The organism is Candidatus Saccharibacteria bacterium, from assembly GCA_016700315.1.
In the GTDB taxonomy this organism is placed as follows: Bacteria; Patescibacteriota; Saccharimonadia; order Saccharimonadales; family SZUA-47.
The window spans coordinates 606,981-626,269 of record CP065013.1; the positions used below are offsets into that span (position 1 = coordinate 606,981).

The 19,289-nt window shown below is 47.6% G+C and carries 16 protein-coding genes and 3 tRNA genes; 9 read left to right on the plus strand and 10 right to left on the minus strand.

Annotated features, from left to right (window positions below):
• Positions 1-13: 13 nt before the first annotated feature.
• The 5 genes from IPO96_03190 to IPO96_03210 form a co-directional block, all read right to left on the minus strand.
• Positions 14-904, minus strand: a complete 891-nt coding sequence (locus tag IPO96_03190) for an IS3 family transposase (protein QQS64562.1) — start codon at positions 902-904, stop codon at positions 14-16.
• Positions 901-1,197 (minus strand): transposase, encoded by a 297-nt coding sequence (locus IPO96_03195; protein QQS64563.1) that lies wholly within the window; start codon positions 1,195-1,197, stop codon positions 901-903. The genes IPO96_03190 and IPO96_03195 overlap by 4 nt, the downstream gene beginning before the upstream one ends.
• 68 nt (positions 1,198-1,265) lie before the next feature.
• Positions 1,266-1,595 (minus strand): hypothetical protein, encoded by a 330-nt coding sequence (locus IPO96_03200; protein QQS64564.1) that lies wholly within the window; start codon positions 1,593-1,595, stop codon positions 1,266-1,268.
• Between the two features lie 174 nt (positions 1,596-1,769).
• Entirely contained in the window at positions 1,770-2,846 is a 1,077-nt protein-coding gene (locus tag IPO96_03205; protein QQS64565.1) for a hypothetical protein, read from the minus strand.
• 49 nt (positions 2,847-2,895) lie between these two features.
• Positions 2,896-3,162 (minus strand): hypothetical protein, encoded by a 267-nt coding sequence (locus tag IPO96_03210; GenBank protein ID QQS64566.1) that lies wholly within the window; start codon positions 3,160-3,162, stop codon positions 2,896-2,898.
• A 773-nt stretch (positions 3,163-3,935) separates the two neighbouring features.
• Between IPO96_03210 and IPO96_03215 the strand changes: the two genes are divergently transcribed.
• From IPO96_03215 to IPO96_03225, 3 genes are all read left to right on the plus strand, one after another.
• A complete protein-coding gene (locus IPO96_03215) occupies positions 3,936-5,387 on the plus strand; it encodes an ADP-ribosylglycohydrolase family protein (protein ID QQS64567.1) in 1,452 nt (483 codons plus the stop codon).
• Between the two features lie 210 nt (positions 5,388-5,597).
• Positions 5,598-6,953, plus strand: coding sequence for a hypothetical protein (locus IPO96_03220; protein ID QQS64568.1), 1,356 nt, complete (start codon positions 5,598-5,600; stop codon positions 6,951-6,953).
• Positions 6,954-7,252: 299 nt separating this feature from the next.
• Positions 7,253-7,822: a DUF4352 domain-containing protein gene (locus IPO96_03225; protein QQS64569.1), complete on the plus strand. Its 570-nt coding sequence runs from the start codon at positions 7,253-7,255 to the stop codon at positions 7,820-7,822.
• Here the strand turns inward: IPO96_03225 and cadA are convergent.
• Complete coding sequence (cadA, locus tag IPO96_03230; GenBank protein ID QQS64570.1) at positions 7,815-9,677, minus strand: cadmium-translocating P-type ATPase; 1,863 nt, start codon at positions 9,675-9,677, stop codon at positions 7,815-7,817. The genes IPO96_03225 and cadA overlap by 8 nt on opposite strands.
• 93 nt (positions 9,678-9,770) lie before the next feature.
• Here cadA and IPO96_03235 point away from each other — a divergent pair, with 93 nt between their 5' ends.
• The 3 genes from IPO96_03235 to IPO96_03245 are packed head-to-tail and all read left to right on the plus strand — an operon-like array spanning position 9,771 to position 12,513.
• Entirely contained in the window at positions 9,771-9,950 is a 180-nt protein-coding gene (locus IPO96_03235; GenBank protein ID QQS64571.1) for a hypothetical protein, read from the plus strand.
• Positions 9,947-11,869: a KUP/HAK/KT family potassium transporter gene (locus IPO96_03240; GenBank protein ID QQS64572.1), complete on the plus strand. Its 1,923-nt coding sequence runs from the start codon at positions 9,947-9,949 to the stop codon at positions 11,867-11,869. The genes IPO96_03235 and IPO96_03240 overlap by 4 nt, the downstream gene beginning before the upstream one ends.
• Positions 11,869-12,513: a hypothetical protein gene (locus tag IPO96_03245; protein QQS64573.1), complete on the plus strand. Its 645-nt coding sequence runs from the start codon at positions 11,869-11,871 to the stop codon at positions 12,511-12,513. Before IPO96_03240 ends, IPO96_03245 begins: the two co-directional genes overlap by 1 nt.
• A gap of 186 nt (positions 12,514-12,699) precedes the next feature.
• Here the strand turns inward: IPO96_03245 and IPO96_03250 are convergent.
• Positions 12,700-12,774: transfer RNA gene (locus tag IPO96_03250), tRNA-His, on the minus strand.
• Between the two features lie 330 nt (positions 12,775-13,104).
• Here IPO96_03250 and IPO96_03255 point away from each other — a divergent pair.
• Together IPO96_03255 and IPO96_03260 are read left to right on the plus strand one after the other, a co-directional pair.
• Positions 13,105-13,181, plus strand: a tRNA-Arg gene (locus tag IPO96_03255).
• A 437-nt stretch (positions 13,182-13,618) separates the two neighbouring features.
• Positions 13,619-14,959, plus strand: coding sequence for a hypothetical protein (locus IPO96_03260; protein QQS64574.1), 1,341 nt, complete (start codon positions 13,619-13,621; stop codon positions 14,957-14,959).
• Between the two features lie 345 nt (positions 14,960-15,304).
• On the opposite strand, the gene IPO96_03265 is transcribed toward IPO96_03260, so the two are convergent.
• Positions 15,305-15,379 (minus strand) — tRNA-Gly (locus IPO96_03265).
• Between the two features lie 36 nt (positions 15,380-15,415).
• Positions 15,416-16,945 carry a helix-turn-helix domain-containing protein gene (locus IPO96_03270; protein ID QQS64575.1) on the minus strand — a complete coding sequence of 510 codons (1,530 nt, stop codon included), beginning with the start codon at positions 16,943-16,945 and terminating at the stop codon, positions 15,416-15,418.
• A gap of 406 nt (positions 16,946-17,351) precedes the next feature.
• On the opposite strand from IPO96_03270, the gene IPO96_03275 reads away from it, so the two are divergent.
• Positions 17,352-18,617, plus strand: a complete 1,266-nt coding sequence (locus IPO96_03275) for a serine hydroxymethyltransferase (GenBank protein QQS64576.1) — start codon at positions 17,352-17,354, stop codon at positions 18,615-18,617.
• On the opposite strand, the gene IPO96_03280 is transcribed toward IPO96_03275, so the two are convergent.
• Positions 18,580-19,284, minus strand: coding sequence for a YdcF family protein (locus tag IPO96_03280; protein ID QQS64577.1), 705 nt, complete (start codon positions 19,282-19,284; stop codon positions 18,580-18,582). The two genes, IPO96_03275 and IPO96_03280, sit on opposite strands and share 38 nt — an antisense overlap.
• Positions 19,285-19,289 lie beyond the last annotated feature (5 nt).

Consider the following 19,289-nt stretch of genomic DNA (forward strand, 5'->3'; position numbering starts at 1 on the left):
CCTGGACACGGGGTTATGCCAGATTCGGTTGTCCGTGGTCGTGGCGCCATTGGTCAGCGTACTCGGCTGGGGTGAGGTGGCCGAGGCCGGTCTGGTGGCGTTGCCGGTTGTAGAACACCTCGATGAACTCGAACAAGTAGGCGTGACACTCGGCGCGGGTCGGGAACCAGATGCTGCCGCGGATCCAGGCGATCTCGACCTTGAGCCTGGCCCAGGCGGTCTCCATCGCGGCGTTGTCGAACGCGTCGCCGGTCGACCCGAACGAGAGCTGCATGTCGGCGTTCCCGGCAGCGAACGCGAAGTCGAGCGACGTGTACTGCGACCCCTTGTCCGAGTGATGGATCACGTCGCCCGGGTGGCCGGTGCGGGCCAACGCCATCGTCAACGCCGACACCACGAGAGCGGCGTCCTGGCGGCCGGCGGTGTCCCAGCCGACGATCCCACGATGGAACAGATCCCGGATCCCAGCGAGATACAGCTTGCCCTCACCGGTCGGGAACTCGGTGATGTCCGCGACCCACCGCTGGTTCGGGGCGACCGCACGGAAGTCGCGGCTCAACAGGTCCGGGACACCACCGGCATCAGGGCGCCCACGCCGCCACTTCTTGCTGGCGTGTGCGCCGACCAGGCCGTTTGCGCGCATCAACCGGGCGACATGGGACCGGGCGACCCGATGCCCGCGGCGTTGCAACTGCCCGAGCATCCGCGGCACCCCATAGGTCTTGCGTGACCGGGCATAGATGTCACGGATCGTCACGAGCAGCGCCTCGTCGGTGATGTCGCGAGCTGACGGCTTGCGGGTCAGCCACGCGTAGAACGACGAGCGTGGGATCTCGGCGAGTTCACACATCCGCTTGACCGGCAGCTCGGTCATGTTGTCCTGGACGAAGCGGAAGCGGATCACCTCATCGTCTCTCGGGCAAAATATGCGGCCGCCCGACGCAGGATCTCGGTGTCGGTCTCCAACTCGATCACCTGCCGACGCAACCGGCGCAACTCGTCACGCTCGGACTCCGTCAACTCGTCCGGATCAGCCGCCCGCTGCGTCGCGTCACGGGCCTGCTTGACCCAGTTCCACAACGTCCCCTCGCTGATCCCCAACGAACGCGCCACCTCCGCGATCGGGCGCCCCGAGTTCTTCACCAACTCGAGCGCGTCCCGACGAAACTTCTCCGGATACTTGCTTGGACGCCCCATGACGGGCTCCTTCCTACACGGTCTCCCGCGTAATCAGGTGTCCAAGAAACCGGGTCACGTTCACATCACTAGAGCGATTCGGGTTGCGGCACCCGGGCGAGCTGGTCGGCGAGGCTGCGATGCCGGGTGTTGGGGTGTGGCGGCTGGTCGTCGAGCAGACCGAGCTGGAAGCACACCTGCTGCAACGCTCGCAGTCGTCCGTGGAGGACGCGGCGATGGTTCGTGGTCACTGTCGTTGACGCGTCAAGCGCCGTGGTCGTCGACGCGAACACCGCGGCGTCGACGTCGTCGAGTCGACGGTTGCTGGTCAAGCAGACGAACGCGAGGCCGATCACACAGACCTGGTCGATCCAGCTGTCGCCCCAACCGAGCTGGCGGCCGACCAGCAGCGCGCACATGCGCCTAGGATCCGTTTCCAAGCAGGGGCTCCTCGAGACTCAACGACTTCGAACACCGCTGAGAATCACAGAGCCCCTGTATCGCGTCGCGGATCACCTACGCGGCGATCAACCCACCCTCAGATCCGAAGCGCCACTTTGGAACCTCACCGAGTCAGGCGCTCGCCACCTCCCTCACGCATCGCCGCCCAGCGGCACACTCCCGTCGGCGAACGCCTCGAGCGTCAACGTAGGATCCGACAGAGCGCCCAACGTCGCCCAGCGTTCCCTGGTGAAGTCCATCACCGTCTGAGCCTGAGGCGGGTTCAGTTCGCTGAGATCGCCACCAAGCTCTGCCAGCACCGTCCACGTGGTGGGCGGAAGGTCGAAGAAGGACAGGTAAGCGTCATAGGTCTTGGCGCGCTCCTCACGAGCTGAGGCAGCGAACATCGCGACGTACTGTTCTCTGGTCAGGAACCTGAACTCACAACGCTCCACCACCTCGTGGAACACCCGGCTACCGGGTTGTGAGTCACCAGTCTGAGGATCCTCAAACTGTTGCGTGAACCGGACGGCGGCAGCCACATTGCCGATGTATTTCTCCGGCGTCGAGAACTGCTCGACCACTGGAACAGCGGTTGTGACGCCTGTGTCACCCGGCGCTACAGACGTCGTTGTCGACACCGACTCCGTGGTCGCCTCACCGTCTCGGTTCTTGAAGTCAGGGAAGAGCACCGACCCCTCCACCCACTTCAACGGCTCATCTTGCAAACAGAATCGACCCTCGCTGACCGCGGCATTCGCATCGATACGCTCCCACAACCGCTTCGATACGTCCTCGAGCGACAACGTCGAACTCGTCACGGCCTTGGTGGATTTAGTTGTGCCGCCTCCGTTGTTACTTCCGCCGCCGTTATTGCCGCCATTGTTACCACCGCCATTACCACCGCCTTGTGGCTTAGTGGTTGTGGTGCGAGGTGGCTTTACCTTTGTTGTGGAAGGGTTGTTGACAATACTGGTTTCCGTACAAATACCATTATCGTCCCAATTCACGCAGACACTCCCAGCAGGTCTCATACCCTCTACCTGAACCGGTGCGGCTTCTACAGCTTTGGGCTCGCTAGCTACTTTTGCTCCAGTTACCAATGCTACGCCTGCAAGTACAGCGCCAACTTTAGCCCCAAAACCTCTTTTTTCTTTTGTCTTAGCCATAGGCATAGCACCCATCTCTGGGGATCGTGATAATTCGTTGCTTCTGTTGCTTGCACTCATGGCTTTCTGCTCCTTACCTGAGCCTTGGGGGTTACGCTCAGATGATTAGTTAGCTTAACTTTGGCCTAGCAGCGCTAGCGGGCATTTTTACTGTCCCGTGCTGACTGCCTGTACCGATCCGTTTTTGGCGCGTTTTAAGCGTTCGGGCTCTAAGTCCGTCCTGAGCCGCCTCAACAGGCGACTCAGGACGGCCAACCCCCCAGCACCCCCGCCCATCTCTCCGACACCCTCCATCAAAATCATCGCCTCGCGCACCACGACCCACCAGACAGAACCTCCGACCCTGCCACCCGAGGTCCACCTCAACTCTCACCACACAGCCCTCCTGCAGCCTCTGCGAGCTTCACACGGCGTCCGACAGAATCACCGATGAGAACGTAACGCATCGCAGCTGCACATCAACCGCCACCAGCCTGGCCACCTGGATCGCCCACCGCCCCAGCCGACAACAGGGCTTCTCTCGCCCGCTTGCGAGCCCGGATCAGGGTCGTACGACCCATTCCCAGCACAGTTGCAGTCGCCGTCACGTTCAACCCCGCCGCCGACAGCTCGGCAGCGCGCCGCATGTCCACCACCAACGACTGGTGATACCGGCGATCGACACCGCGCCCCGCCAGGATCTTCGAGACGGTCCCCCGATTGATCCCGAATCGCCTCGACAACTCATCAATCGTCGCCCCCGACACGTACGCCTCGGCAAGACGATCCCTGTCCGAACCAGACAGAGCAGCTCGAACCCGGGCAGGAACCACCACGCGCTCGACCTCATCCGTCTCATCCCGCAACGGTAACCCAACCAGCCGCTGAACGAGTTGCCCCCGGTACCCGAAGTTTGAGTAACGGCGCATCACCCCGACCAACTAATGAATCCAGCATTCTTGCTGGGTTTTTTAGTTGGTTATGAATAACTCGAATCTTCGACCGACAAGAGGTCGAAAGCCAGGATTGCCAGTTGTAGTTATAAAAATTCGAATCTTTATCAGTAAATTCAGGTTTTGCACATTAACTATCTGTTAGAGGACAGTCATCTTTTCCCCAATAAGTTTGGTGATAGCTCACTTTGCCAAGAGATAGGCTATAATTTTATTTATGATTGAAGACAAACGAATAGGTATGCTCGTTGGCTTGGCGATTGGTGATACGCTCGGTATGCCTTTAGAGTTTAAACAGCGAGGCACTTTTACGCCGTTAGAAACGCTTGCTGAAGGTGGACCTTTTAATTTACCCCTCGGCTATTGGACTGACGATACGTCAATGGCTCTGTGCTTAGCTGATAGTATTCTTGCGAAACAAGGCTACGATTCTTATGACGTTATGGATCGTTATGTTGATTGGCAAGATAATGGTTATAGAAGTTCAACAGGCGTTTGTTTTGACATTGGCAATCAGGTGTCTTCGGCGATAGGTCACTATAAAGCTCAACCCGAAGTAGTTATTGACGAACAAAGAACTGAATCGGCTGGTAATGGTTGTATTATGCGGCTTGCACCAGTTGTGATTGCTTCAATGGCAGCAAATAATAGTCTAAAGCGGACTATGCAACTTGCCGCTATTAGTGGTAGAGAAACTCACTATTCTACTCTTGCCGAAGAAGCAACAGCTCTATTCGCTGGTTTGCTTTTTAATGCTGTGAGTGCAACTAACAAAGATGATGTGTTGCAAATGCGCACGACGGCAACGCAAGATACGCAGTTAATTACAGTCGTCAATAAAGCGAACCAAAAGACGGCAGATGAGTTAAAGCCTACGGGCTATATACTGGACACGTTGGAAGTAGCTGTCTGGGCTTTCATGACTACTAACAACTTCAAAGAGGGTGCACTCAAAGCGGTTAACTTAGGAGGTGATTCAGATACGATTGGTGCTGTTTACGGTCAGCTCGCAGGTGCATATTACGGTTTAGCTGGCATACCGCAAGAGTGGCTTGAGCAGCTTTATGATTATAGCGATATAGTAAAATTAGCGGAGCAGCTGACTGGTATTAAGACCTTTGGAATTATTAGAACACGATTCGCCGAAGATAAAGATGATAAGCGAGTACAATTAGAAAATAAGGAGAACCCGATGGCTGACGACAACCAACCACAAGAACCACTAACAGATGAAGATAAAGCTGTGTTGAAATCATGGAGTAATGTTGGCTCGCCAGGACCAGCACCTACAACACCCTTTGTGCCTACTGAGGAGCAAAGGCAGCAGTTTAAGCCCATCAACACCCCTAAGACAATAGCTGTAAATTGGAAGCTTGACCAAGAAACATATAAGCGTTTACAACTTGGTCATTTGGCTCACGAAATGGAAGATAAGTGGAACGTCTATATGGAAGATAACACTGTACATCTTCACCGAAGTTGGACAGGCATGGAGCTGTTTCGCTTTACTTTACAGCCAGCAGACAATGATACTTACACGGTTAGCCAATTTGAAGTAGAGCAAGACCCAGAGCGATACACCGAAACAGATGAGCAAGCGATCCGTGATACGCTAAGCGAAGTATTTCAGGCAGTGCTTGGCGTAGCATTATCTAAAACAAAAGTGTAATTACGATTCAAATTCTTCGTCATTGTATAATAGGTTTTTTAACAGGGGTGGTCGGGAAAAGCACTAACAATTGACAAGCGCTTATCTTGCTAAGAAAATGACACTACCCCTGTTAGGGTATGTCGCTCAAGGTAGATTGTACGACACAATAAATTAGCATATAAGTAAGTATTGCATAAAGGTGTTAAGTGTAGTATAATATAGCACCTAATGAGAGTTTCAATAGCACCCGAAGCACTTATAGATAGTCAAGTTGCCGATAGTGAAGTTGGCGACCTTTTTCAGCGTGATGTAACTATTTCGCAACAGCCTAGCCAAGACGGTGGTTATGATTACTCCCTTATCTTTAAGGGTGGTTCTCTTGCTCCTGAAACAGCATACGGAGTAATGCGTGTTGCAGCACCTTATGATGGACAATTTGAAACACCAAGAGATGTAATTGCCGATTGGCAAGAGCCAGATAATCACACTACCGAAGCTAAAGAACGAATAGTAAGACACGAACGATTGCTTGGTCAGAACTGGCACGACTTTATGATTTCACGACCTGTGTTTATGGAAGTAGTTGAAGCAGTACCACAGCTTGATATAAACGAACAAGAAGTTCGCCCAATTACCGAACCAGATGAATTAGCAAGTTTTGCAGCAGCATATCTAGTTAATCCTAATGACGCAGAAACTGCCCTAAAGATATTGAGTAACGCAGGAGTTGATAAAAAGCATACAACAGCTATTTGGAACTCAATACGACCATTTCTAGTATCGCCACCAAGAGGTTCATTCAGTATGGATTTCCATTACAGGCTTGGTGATAATGCACAAGAAACCGCTGACGCTATCAAACAAATGCTATCCGAATTACCTAAAACTGTTACAAAGAAGGTCGTAAATGCAACGGTTAAGCCAGCAATCGTACTAGACAGTTTCGGTTTGAAGGAGCTTGATTACAATACTGGTAGATATAAAACCAAACTTATAATACCTTCGTCTTTCTTTGGTGAACGATATTGTGTCCAAGCTAAACGAGATGAAGAAGGCAACGTAACAGCCGTGCCATTTGCAAGAGAGGGTTACACTCATAAATCGGGGTTATGGCTGATACCAGAATGGGACAGTTTTACAGAATGGGAACAGAATGGCACTGTACGAAAAACAGCAACTTTAACGAATCCTGCTTTTAACGATAGCTACGGTTATGGCTACAGACCAATGCTTTTAGCAGACCGTGCTGTTCAACGAGGAAGTTTGCGTTCTGCTCCCACCGCTCCACTTGTTAAGCCTGAAATACGTTGGCGTACAAATGCTGACGGCAACCAACGTGAGTTTGTTTTAGATGATGAGCAAAGAGAAGTTCAGGGTCGGCGTATTGTAAGAAGCGGTATTTTTGGAGTTATCTTAGCTGCTGCTGCACAGCCAGATATAACGAGAACTTGGCCTGAAAGAATCCATAATCAAATTATGGGTGTTGCACAATTACCAGTGCTTGCACTTATACAAAGAGAACAGCTTGCTAATGGTGGCTTACTGGCAAGAGCAGAAAAACTTGTCTCCACGATTAGTAAATAAAACTGGTTCAAACCCATATTGGTTAATGATATTTAATAGGCATATATTTTGCCTTTGATCTGATAAGAGCCTTCGACTCATCTATCGCAGCTATAATCGTTGCAGTTTTTTCGTATGTTTTCTGTGCCCCACGCTTTGTTTAGGTGCGTATTAAAAAAGTCAGGTATAAGTTAAAAACTATTCACCTTTGGCAAGGCTAGAAACGATTTAACATTTATTCACGAAAGCTTTTCTTGGGTGTTTTATTTTAACGGGGGTTGTTCTATATTAAAGATATTAAGTAATTAGGGAGTGATGCCATGGAATGGTTTAAAAAACACAAAATAGTAACAGTTATACTCGCACTGGTATTACTCGTCGGTATTGCAGGAGCGACGGGGGGATCCAAGAAGTCCTCAGACAACTCAAACAAGTCTAGCAGCAGCGCTAAACAAAGTAATGAAAAGACTTACAAGTTCGACGATAGGGCAGATAAACAAAATAAAGACGTAGAAGTACTGCCAGGCGAAGCTGCGACCGTTGACGGGGTTAAGATGACGCTTACCAATGTCGAAGTTAAGACATCACTCAGTGATTTTGAAACTGCCGCAAGCGGTAAGACATACGTCCTAGCAGATGTGGCACTTGAAAACACAAACAAAGACACGAAGCCTTATAACGTTTTTAACTTTAGAATTCAAACAGCCGGGGGACAAGTGTTAGACGGTACGTTTTCTACAGTAGCTAATCTGGGTTCTGGAGATATGGTTGCTGGCGGAAAGGCCTCTGGCAAAATAGTTTTTGAGGTTCCGGTCGAAGATGGGCATCAGTATGTGATCTGGAAGCCAAATGCATTCAATGCAGACCGTGCCGTTGTAAGAGTTAAGTAAGTATCTTTTCAAGGACGTTTTCGTGGCGTTTCCAAGGCCCGTGGGCGCGTAGGGCATAGATCATTACAACGACGTCGACTAGCTCCTGAACGGCAGCGCCAGACACTGGTGAGAACTTACCGGTTGAATAAACTAACATGAGGCCCACACTGATACATATACCGAGCAAAATAGCTTGCTTAGCAATCTTGAAAGTATCTTTTGCGATTTTGTAACTTTCAGCGACTTTAGCAAGAGAATCTAACATTACTACCACGTCCGCAGATTCGCTTGCGGCAGTTGAGCCACGTGCTCCGAGTGCAATGCCTACATCGGCTGCCGCAAGCGTTGGTGCATCGTTGACACCATCACCGACCATAGCCACTAGTCGTTTTGACTCATCAAGACTTTTGAGTGTGTGCAGTTTATCACTAGGTAGGGCGTCGGCGTGAACTACGGAGATACCGACTTTCTCGGCAATTTGCTTTGCCGCATTATGGTTATCTCCCGTTAGCATCAACGAGTCTCGCATGCCTAGTTTTTTTAGAGTTAACAGGGTGCTTTTTGTCTCGGCGCGTAGCTGATCGGCAAATTCAAAAATAGCCGCTAGCTTGCCGTCGATCGCCAAAAAAGCAGCGGTTGAGCTGGCCTCATGGGATTTGGGCACTGTAACTTTGTGCTTAATCATTAGACCGTGTTTGCCGATCATCACCTTTTTGCTGCCTTGATTGGCGAGTATCCCGAAGCCGCTTTCTTCGTGCACGGCACTAACTTTGGGAAAGGTTAACTTTAGCTCGCGTGCTTTATCGACTATAGTCTTGGCTAGAATATGATTGGAACCTTCCTCTAATGCGGCAGCCAGGGCGACTACTTGATTTTGTTCGTAGCCTTTCAACACTTTAATAGCTGCTAGCTCTGGTACGCCGTGAGTTAGTGTGCCGGTTTTGTCGAACGCAAAAGTTTTTACGCGGGCCAAACGTTCCAGTGACGAACCGTTTTTGACAATGATACCGTGTTTGGCAGCCCGACTCATGCCGCTGACGAGGGCTATTGGCGCTCCCAGCAGTAACGGGCACGGGGTAGCAACTACTAGTACTTGCAAGAACCTTAGCCACTGCCCACCTGAAATATAAAGAGCGGCGAAGGCTATCGCGAAAGAGATTGCTGTAAATACAACCGAGTAACGATCGGCCATGCGGATAAATCGGGCTTTGCTAGAAGTGGCTTCTTTAACTAGCTGAATAATCTGCTCATACTGGCTGTTTTTGGAAGTTTTTAGGGCTTTTGCTTTGATGAGTTTGGTTCCGTTGACTGAGCCAGAAAGTAGGTCATCTCCTTTTTTGTGTTCGACCGGCATCGGCTCTCCAGTAAGGGCGGACTCGTCAAAGCTCGAGCTTCCCTCGACAATTTGGGCATCAACTGCCACCACATCACCAGGCTTGATAATTAGTATGTCACCTACAATTACTTCCGAAACTTTGATAGTCAGGGTCTTGCTGCCTCTTTCTACTGTGGCGGTTTTCGGGGCGCGCTCGAGTAGGCTATTTAGTTCGCGTTTGGCTCGAGTTTCTGCGTAGTTCTCAAGCGCCTCTCCGCTGGTGAGCATTACCACGATCAACGCCGCTGTAACGTATTCACCGAGTAGCAGCGCTGTCGCGATTGCCGTAACTGCTAGCAGATCAATACCGAGTTCGCCTTCAAAAACGTTTTTTATCATCTCATAGGCCATTGGCAGTACTTGCATGCTAGCGCTGAGACCCAGAATCCAGTTGCCGGCGGTTTTGTAACCTAAGACGTAGCTAGCAATACCGACAGTAAAAGAACTTATAGCAAAAAAGGCCGGTTTGTATTCAAAATCTTTCCATTTTTTTGGCATTTTTAGTCTCTCTTCCTTTAGTCTAATTATAGTTCAATACCTCTAGTTTATAAAAGCCTGTAAGCAACGCGAAAAGAGGTATAATAACAATTAATGACTGCTAAAAAACAAATAAGAACAAAACGAAGCAAGAACCAAAGCCATAAAAGAAAACTAAAAAACGGGGTAAGCTTTGAGGGTTTTGCTAGCCTTTATATGTGCCAGCATAACAATCTTGAGGCAGCGGTTAAAGAAACGTTTGCTGCATATGAGTTAGGATTCGGGCTAAAATGAACAAGTCAAAAAGATTAGGTATGTCCGGCCTAGGCGTTGGAGCGCTAGGTATAGTTTACGGCGACATTGGTACCTCGCCGCTCTATGCGGCTAACCAGATATTCTTCGGTCACACCGGTGTTTCGCACAATTCGCAGTCGATTATCGGAGTTATTTCCCTAATTCTTTGGACGCTAGTAATAGTCATCGCAGTAAAATACATGAGCTTGGTGCTGCGAGCTGACAACGCAGGCGAAGGAGGTGTTTTTGCTTTTTTCGGGCAACTTCATCAGCACGCTGGTAAACGTTCGACCAAAATAATGCTAGTTCTGCTAATCTTAGCTGCTGGATTTTTATATGGTGATGGTTTGATTACGCCAGCGATTAGCGTTCTTTCGGCGACAGAAGGCTTGCAGGTAGTTAATGCAAGTTTTGCAAGCTATGTTTTGCCAGCTACCCTAGTGATTTTGACACTTTTATTTGCTTTCCAGCACAAAGGTACGGCTCGGGTTGGTTCTGTTTTTGGTCCTGTAATGCTGCTGTGGTTCAGCGTAATTGCTGGTTTGGGCCTCGTTCAAATAGTTAAGAATCCGAGTGTGCTAGAAGCAATTAATCCACTTAAAGCGGTTGATTTTATCAGACATTCTGAGCTTCATAAAACTTTCTTGATTTTTGGCTCAATTGTTTTGGTAGTGACGGGCGGTGAAGCTGTGTTTGCTGACGTTGGGCATTTCGGCAAAGCGCCGATTCGGCTCGGCTGGTTTTACGTTGTGATGCCCGCACTGCTACTAAACTACATGGGTCAGGGGGCATTACTCTTAAGCGGGCAGCCGGTTTTGGGGGGTAGCATTTTTTACAGTATGGTGCCAAGTGGTCTACTGTTACCAATGGTGATACTGGCCACTCTGGCGACGATTATCGCTAGTCAGGCACTAATCTCTGGGGCATTCTCGCTAACCTCTCAAGCCATAGCTCTTGACCTACTGCCTAAGCTGCGCAAAAACTACACTAACCTTAAGCGTGAGGGACAGGTGTATTTGAACTTCGTCAACTGGACGCTTTATCTTGGTTGTGTGCTGATAGTTCTCGCTTTTCGAACGAGCGGCGCTTTGGCTTCGGCTTATGGATTGGCTGTATCGTTCGATATGGTGGTGACCAGTCTGGCGATGATCTTTGTTGTTAGGCAAATTTGGCGCTGGAATTTACCTAAGACATTGTTAGTTTGGTTGCCTTTATTAGCAATTGATCTGTTGTTCTTGAGCGCTAATTCACTTAAGTTTAGGAGTGGCGGCTATATCCCGCTAGCTATTGGGGTTACGTTATTCTTCTTGATGATAACCTGGCAATGGGGTAGGCGAAAAGTGCTCAGCGGCTACATGGCCGATCGACAGCAGACGGTAGGAGATCTTATCAAACTACAAGAACAGAGTAATGAAATGTTCCCAAAGCCGGTGCTAGTGCTGACAGGTACGCTAGTTAATCAATCAAGTGATCTGGTTCCAGCCCAGCTACAGTTGTTCTATGACGAGTTTAAGGCATTGCCGAAGCGACTAGTCGTATTGACGGTCTCTACACTTCACACCCCGAAGATAAATAAAAATGATCGTTTTCGCTACACATGGTTTAGAAGCGAGGCTGAGCAGGAGTTTTTGAGTATTCAGGCACGCTTCGGTTACATGGAAAGAGTAAGTGTTCCGCAAATCTTGGAGCAGATTAGCCAGTTTGGCGATTTAGAAATATTGGGTAATCTAGACGATTGGGTGGTGCTAGCTGGTCGTGACCGATTGTCGCTCGGCTCTGGGGTTACGTCTTGGTGGTATAGGTTGCGATACGGCGTTTTCAAGTTTATGAACCATACAACGCTACCGACTTATGAATTTTATGGTTTGTCGGAAGATTTACGACTAGTTGTGCAGAATATTCCGGTGAGGTTTAATTGATGATCCGGATTCTGCCATCGCTGATCGCAGTGATACCGCTTTTTGCTTTTGGCCTAGTCGCCGAGCAGCTATGGCGTAAAAAGATCATGCAGGGTGAACTTGGGAGAAAGCTAGTGCACATTTTATTTGGCATATGGATAGCTTTTTGGCCTTTGTTTATTAGTTTTAACGAAATCGTTTTTCTGTGCATATTGATGTTTTTTGGTACTCTACTATTTCGTTTTTTGCCGCTAATACATGTAGGCTATGATGTGCCTCGTAAAACCATCGGGCAGTATATCTACCCACTCTCAATTGCTATTCTAGCATTTTTGGCTAGGGAAAACTGGCAGTTTACTTTGGCGGTTTTGGTACTGGCAATCCCAGACGGAATGGCGGCAATAATTGGGGGCCATTTTGGCAAAAAGGCTATAATGTATAGAGTTTATAATCATACAAAAACGGTTCAGGGAACCGCAAGTTATTTCTTGCTTACGATGGCAATCTTTACAATTTTCAAAACGATTGGTGATTTTGATGTGTTGTCTTGGATTAGCATTTTTGTGTTTACTGGAATTGCTACGTTATTAGAGAATGTTCTTGCGTATGGATTAGATAATTTAGTGATCCCCGTGGCTTTGATGGCAGTACTAAGATTTTTATAATTGAAACAAAAAATGCCGACACTTGATTTCGGCATTTTGGTTTATAGCGAAGCAAGCTCTAGGGAAGCTAAAAAAACAAAACTCAATTCCGATTGAGTTTTGAGAAGGAGAAGCTGCTCAAGCGTAAACAAAAAATGCCGACACTTGATTTCGGCATTTTGGTTTATAGCGAAGCAAGCTTCGACGTGGGGCGAATGAAGGGAATCGAACCCTCGTCTTCGGAACCACAACCCGACGTTCTAACCGTTGAACTACATTCGCCACGACTATAAATACTGTGTTATTTTATCACCTACCCCTGTATTTTGCTAGCGATTTTTGCTACAATCATTTGGTGATACTCGCCCCGGTAGCTCAAGGGACTCGGAGCGATGGGCTTCTATCCCACAGGTCGGGTGAGAAAGTCCAGTGGATCCGCCAGCTGGCGGATCGCAAGGACGGAAACTGATTTACTGCTTGCAGTAAGTAAGTTGAGGCGGAGCCGAGACTCGGCTATATCCGCCTAAGGCGGATTACCGAGATCGTGGCGAGAATCAGATTTATGTTGGGTTTATATAATTTGAACCCCTGTTATAATATACTTCGGTACCTGCCCCGGTAGCTCAGTGGATTAGAGCGATGGGCTTCTATCCCACAGGTCGGGGGTTCGAATCCCTCCCGGGGTACCAATAATAATACCTCAGCTTGTCTGAGGTATTATTATTGGTTATATTGGTGGATTAGAACGCCCGACCAAAAAGGTCGGGGTGAGAAAGTCCAGTGGATCCGCCAGCTGGCGGATCGCAAGGAAACAAACTCTTGAAAACTTGTTTTCAAAGATGTTTTTTCGGGTGAGACGATTCAGTGAATCGTCGCAAGGACTATTGTCTGATTTCAAACTTGTTTGAAGAAAGACAAAGTCGGGGTCGCTGAAAGTGACCGCCGAAGGTGAGTCGAATCCCTCCCGGGGTACCAATAAAAATACCTTAGCTTGTCTAGGGTACTTTTTTTATTGTTTATCTTAACGGATTCGAACACCGGAGCTAAAGAGTTAGATTAAAGTTTTATGTGAGATAGATTTTGACGGGTTTTGTGCTAACATTTAAGCATAAGCGAGGAGACTAACGTGGACGAAAAACAAGACTTAACTGCTAAAGCAGATAATGTCCAAGCAAGTAACAGTGATAATAATGAAACTAGTAATCCGGATAACGAGATATCACAATTGGGGCAGCCTTCAACGGCAATTAGTTCAAGTGCATCATCCCCAAAGAAGTTCAACAAAAGTAAAGTTTATGTGCTGACCTTAATCGGTCTAATTGCCGTAGGGGTTGTGCTGTGGCTATTGGTTTTTAATAATCCCAAAAAAGCCGAAGCACCAGTTAGTAATGTCACGACAGACACAAATTCTGCACAGGTTACATCTAATCAGCCAGCCCAGAAGAAAATCAGTGCCGATAAAATTATCTATGCATATTCAAACTCGGGCGCTAATGACTTGAAGATTTACAGCCGGTCCGCAGGCGGCGGTGACAAGAAGGAGCTTCTCAATTTTACCGCGGGTGAAATCATGGAGAGCTACAGCGTTCGAGGCCAGAGCATTGCCCTTGCTATTACTGGTGGTAGCCCTAAGGGACTCAAAATAATGTTTAGTTCGGACGGTGGAGTAACCTTCAAGCCGATCTATCAGAAGGCAAACTCCGAGCTACAGGTAACAAGCTTGATGCTGTCGGACGATGCTACCTCTCTTACAATGGCCTTACTCGAAACGCCAGCTTCCAAAAATAAAGTCTACGAGGTGCCTCTTGATGGTTCAGGTTCAATAAAAGAGCTATTCACAGCTGCTACAGCGGGAGTAGCGATGTATTCTTACAGCACAAAAGCATCGTCAATTGTTTTCTCGGAAGGTTGCTGGAACTGTGATGGCTTCAACAACAAAGAAATATTTTCTTACGATATAAACGCTAAAGCCAGGAAGTCGCTATATCAATCACCAATCGGTGGCCTTTCTCTAGGAGTAACAAGTGACGGTACTGAAATGATCGTGGCTGAAGGTTCAAAATATACAGGTCCTCCATCTGAAGGTTTAGGTGGACCGATTACTCAACCCCCTTACAAATTTATATCTGTCAATATTAAATCTGGGGATAAAAAACAAGTAGGTGAAACCAATGACAAAGTCCAGGATGTAGCGTACATCTCTAACGTTCAACCGTATTATGTAAGTGACAAAAAAGTAGTGGAATTAGTTAGCACGCCGGTGACAAAATTTGAAGCCGATAAACAAATTTCAGAAGCTGCATACGTGTCGGACACGGAAGTAGTCGTAGCGACTGGGGTTGCCGACGCTTATGGATACATAAAAGACTATAGCTTAAGCACCTTCAAACTAACTGACAAATCAATCATCAAAGTGCTAGAAGGTGATCAGCAAACAACTATTATCGGTGTTACCTCTACAAAATAACAATGCAAGACCCTACCAAATTTTGACCACTTGATTGGCAAAATTTAGGTAGGGTTGGAGTTGATTCACTGGCATTAGCCAGTGCTGCTATCTTCAAGGGGGTCCCCAAACAATTCCGATTGTTTGGGGTAGAGGAGGAACAATGCAAGACCCTACCAAATTTTGACCACTTGATTGGCAAAATTTAGGTAGGGTTGGAGTTGATTCACTGGCATTAGCCAGTCTGCTACAGGGGTCCCCAAACAATTCCGATTGTTTGGGGTAGAGGAGGAACAATGCAAGACCCTACCAAATTTTGACCACTTGATTGGCAAAATTTAGGTAGGGTTGGAGTTGATTCCGACGTGGTGCGGGTAGAGAGAATCGAACTCTCCTCTCAAGTTTGGAAAACTTGCATTCTAGCCGATGAACTACACCCGCAACAGAGGTAATTATAGCACTATAAATTTGTCTTTTCTAGCTTATATCACTTTGAATGGTGATTCTTGCTCCCAAAGAGTTTAGTCTGGAGGCTAAATCTTCGTAACCACGATTTATGGTGTATATATTTCTAAGAGTGGATTTTCCTGGCGCTGCCAACATTCCGATCAATAGCATTACGGCTGGACGAATCCCGCTAGGACAGACAACATCACCCGCTCGCCAACGAGTTGGGCCATTGACGTAAACCCGGTGAGGATCCGCCAACTCAAGCTCGACACCAATCTTTTTGATCTCGGTAAACATTAGGGCTCGGTCTTCGTAGACCCAGTCGTGTATCAATGTGCGGCCGTTTGCCACAGCGCAAATGGGGACGAAATACGGCAAGTTGTCTATATTCAATCCTGTGCTAGGAAGCGGGTGTATTTTCTCGCCGGGCGCTTTGAGCTTGCCGCCGTGTTTATATATTTTTATATCCGCGAGATTGGTATAGCCGTTTTCGGCTTTATAAGCGGACAAAACCTCATATTTTAGCCCCATTTTTTCAAGTTTTAGCATCTCTAATTCTAGAAAATCGATAGGTGAGCGCTTGATAGTTACCGAAGAGTCGGTGGTGATAGCTGCGGCGATGAAAGTCATGGCTTCAACAGGATCTTCGCTAGGAGAGTACGAAATGTTTTTCTTGATATATTTATGACCATGAACACGCAGTGTTGGTGTGCCTATTCCGTCTATGCGAACACCAAGTCTCTGTAGGAATAGGCAGGTGTCTTGCACCATGTAGTTGCTGCTGGCGAGTTTAATAACAGTTTCGCCTTCAAAAGTGGCTGCTGCAATCAGAGCGTTTTCGGTAGTAGTGTCACCCGTTTCGTAAAGAACTATGTCCCGGTTTGGTAAATGCATTTTCCCGCTGATTTGATAATGTCCGGTTTTTGCTTCGATCTTTGCGCCAAACTCCTCGAGGGCATAGATATGGGGTAGAACCGTTCTTTTACCTAGCTCACAACCGCCTGCATAAGGAATCCTAAGATTGGGGTATTCACGCATAAGCGCACCGACGAACATAATAACCGTTCGAGTCTTACGCGCTGCATTTTCGTTCATTTTGTCGAGCAGTAGTTTTTGGGGGCGGCGGATTTCTAGGTCGTTGCCGGGCAGCCATTTAATTTGTACGCCTATACTCTGCAGAACTTCTATAATTCGGTTTACTTCCTCGATCCTAGCCACCGATTTGAGTTTGGTAACACCGTAATTGATTAGACTGGCACAGAGAATAGCTACCGCAGCGTTTTTGCTAGTTTTGACAGTTATCTCACCTTTTAGTTCGTGGCCACCTTCTATTTTGAGATTGATCGCACCGCTGGTCTCTACTTTGACGAGTGGTTTTTGAAGGACTTCACTGATGCGAGCTAACATGTCTAGAGAGAGGTTCTGCTTTCCCTTCTCGATACGATTAACCGCTGACTGGCTGGTGCCAAGTGCTTCGGCAAAAGCAGTCTGTGTCATCTCACGTTCTTGCCTTAGGTTGGTAATTAGTTGTCCGATTTTTTGGTTTGTGTCATTCATAATGGGTCAATTATATCACAAAGAGTATAAAATTAGTAGTTAGTAGTTAGTAGTTAGTAGTTAGTAGTTAGTAGTTAGTAGTTAGTAGTTAGTAGTTAGTAGTTAGTAGTTAGTAGTTAGTATCATGTATAAAGTATGAACTCGCACCTAGAGCCTAATCACTCTAACCTCTAACCTATAACCTAATCCTGCCTCTTGGCTCTTCCATAGACCTTAAACTATAAACTATCAATCTGAGCCCGCACTCTTTCCTTAATCCTTAATCAACTTTCCACAACCCCATATGTTCTTCAAAGCTTTAGTAAAGAAGGATTGTCCATTGTCCATTGTCCATCTATAATATGCTTATGATCTGACACAAGTGGGAGACCGGTTATATTAATTTTTACGTTTAGGAGGGTACCCCATGGCTAATGTAGACAAAAAAATTGAAGAATTAATCAAAAAAGAAATTGCTCGTCAGACAGACGGGCTAGAAATGATACCTAGCGAGAACCACACGTCAGCAGCGGTTCTGAACGCACTTGGTTCGCGCCTAACTGACAAATATTCTGAGGGCTACCCTGGAATGCGCTACTACGGTGGTTGTCAGGTTGTAGACGAAGTAGAGAATCTAGCGCGCGATCTTGCTAAAGAATTATTTGGTTCAACCCATGCAAACGTACAAGCTCACTCTGGTTGCCCAGCAAATCTAATAACCTATTATGCAATTATGGATCCGGGTGATACGCTAATGGGCCTTAGCCTGACTCACGGCGGCCATATGACTCACGGTTTGAAGCTGAACTTTTCGAGCACTTTTTACAATAGTGTTCAGTATCACACCGACAAAAACGGCTACGTCGATATTGACGAAATGTACAAACTAGCTCGTGAGCATAAGCCAAAAGTAATTATGACTGGTGGTAGCGCCTATGCTCGTGTTTACGAATGGGCCAAGTATAAAGAAGTTGCTGATGCCGTTGGCGCCTGGATGATTGCCGATATGAGCCATGTCGCCGGGCTAGTAGCCGGCGGTGTTTACCCAAGTCCGGTTGGTATAGCCGATGTCGTGACAACGACTACCCACAAGACACTTCGCGGGCCGCGTGGTGCACTGATACTTTGTAACGGAAATCCAAGCAATCCACTCAAAAAACCTGAGCGGACTAGGGAAAACCTACCCAGCCTCATTGATCGAGCGCTGATACCTGGGTTACAGGGAGGTCCGCACAATCACCAGACTGCTGCGATTGCAGTTGCACTAGGCGAGGCTTTGCAGCCAGAGTTTAAAACCTATGCAAAACAAGTGGTAAAAAACGCCAAAAAACTGGCCGACATACTCCAATCTAAAGGTTTTGAGCTGGTGACAGGCGGAACTGACTCACACTTGCTTTTGCTTGATCTGACAAATAAAAATATCAGCGGAAAAGACGCCGAAAAAGCTTTGAGTAAAGCGGGTATAACGGTTAACAAAAATACTATCCCGTATGATCCAAGAAGCCCGTTTGATCCGAGTGGTATCAGGCTAGGTACTCCTGCGCTAACTACGCGCGGTATGAAAGAGGCTGAAATGGAGTTGGTTGCAGGCTGGATCCAGCAAGCAGTCGAGAATGCTGATGACGAAACGCTACTAAAAAATCTACATCAACAAATCACGGCTTTTGCAGCGGGTTTTCCTCTGCCGAACTAGGTCCCCAGAGGTTTATTGGATTACCTAAAATGGAATCTTTTGGTGAAAAGTAAAGGTTAAAAACCGCCCTTACATTTGCACCAAGTTCGCGGATTGTCTGACTAACTCGCGCTTTGTCACTTTTTGAGGCATAGCCGTAAGCTTCAATACCGAACGCACGGCATAGGTAGATTGCACGTGCTAAATGCGTCCGCTGTGAAATCAGAACTGCTTTGGTGACGCCGAATATTTTTCGAGCTCGTTCGCAAGATTCAAAGGTTGAAAAACCCGCAAAATCTGGCTGTAAGACATCATCTGGAATTTGGTAAGTTTGGTCAAGGTATTTATACATTGCCTGAGGTTCGTTGTAGTCGGCGAAGCGGTTATCGCCACTGACAATTATTTTGTCAATTTTGCCAGACAAATATAGTTCGGCGGCGGCGTCTAGCCTGTCACGCAGTAGCGGGCTTGGTCGACTATCGTATACTCCTGCACCAAAGACGATTGCTACTCTTTTTTCAGTCAGTTTGTTTCCAACATCACTGGGTGTGCTTAAGATGAATTTGTCATTTTGTCCAACAATGATCGCTGAGGCTGTGACCAAAAGCACCACGGCAAAAAAACAATAACTAATAACCACTAGGCCGATGCTAGAGCGTTTACTAAGCGTTGGTTTTTCAAATTTCATACTCA